Raw genomic sequence first — 846 nt, 5'->3', positions numbered from 1 at the left:
CGCCAACGACAATTGCGTTTCCACCATCTTGCGACGGGTAATGTTGCGCGTCATGCCCAAAATGCCGATCAGGTCACCGGCCTGATTTCGTACCGGTGATTTGATGGTTTCCAGCCAAGTTGGGTTGTTGTTTTCATCAATTTGGCGACACTCTTCAACGATGTTCTGTGTGCCAGTAGCGACCACTAATCGGTCGGCATCAATGAATTTTTCCGCGCGCTCGGCGCTGAAAAGGTCAAAGTCGTTCTTCCCGACAATGTCATCGTTAGACTTTTTCCACGCCTGTTCCACGCTGCGGTTAGTCATGGCGTACAGACCGTCGGTGGTTTTGATCCAGATGTGGTCATCCAGACAATCGATGAATTCTTGCAGCGTTGGTAGTGGCTTGTTGGCGTGTGAGTGATGACGTTTGAGCTCTTGATGATAATGCTGGCTAACATCAAAACTGATGCGGCCTGCCAGTGCGCTCAGCCACGCAGAAACGGTTTGCTTTTGCTGCGTTGAGTGCGTCAACGTCACAACGGCAAACAGCTCCTCATTCGGTAGCCATACTGGGCAAAGACTCAGGTTTTCATCATCAAATTGTGAGCAAACTACGTCAAAGTGCGGCGCGGAAAATTGCGCGCAGTTTTGCTCAATCATCGCCACGATGGCGCGGTGATTTTGTGGCGAGGTGGATACCTCACTGGATAGCCATTGTTTGGTGTAGCTCAGGGTATAAAGTTGTCCCTGAGCTTGAGTGGCATCACAGCATTGCTGCAGAACGTGTTGCCAGTCAGTCATCAACGGTGAAGGAATAGCGAAGCGAAACATAATTAGTAAAGTATCCTGAAGTGCCCACAAATA

General features: G+C 49.9%; 1 protein-coding gene. It reads right to left on the bottom strand.

What is annotated here, in order from left to right; genetic code table 11:
• Positions 1-813, bottom strand: an 813-nt coding sequence (locus tag R7190_RS26465; RefSeq protein WP_318137751.1) for a PAS domain-containing protein, incomplete at its 3' end; no start/stop codon positions are given.
• Positions 814-846: the final 33 nt, after the last annotated feature.

This window comes from Vibrio sp. 1078-1 (assembly GCF_033340475.1).
Note: the sequence above shows the minus strand (reverse complement) of the source record. Positions and strands in the feature narration are given on the sequence as shown.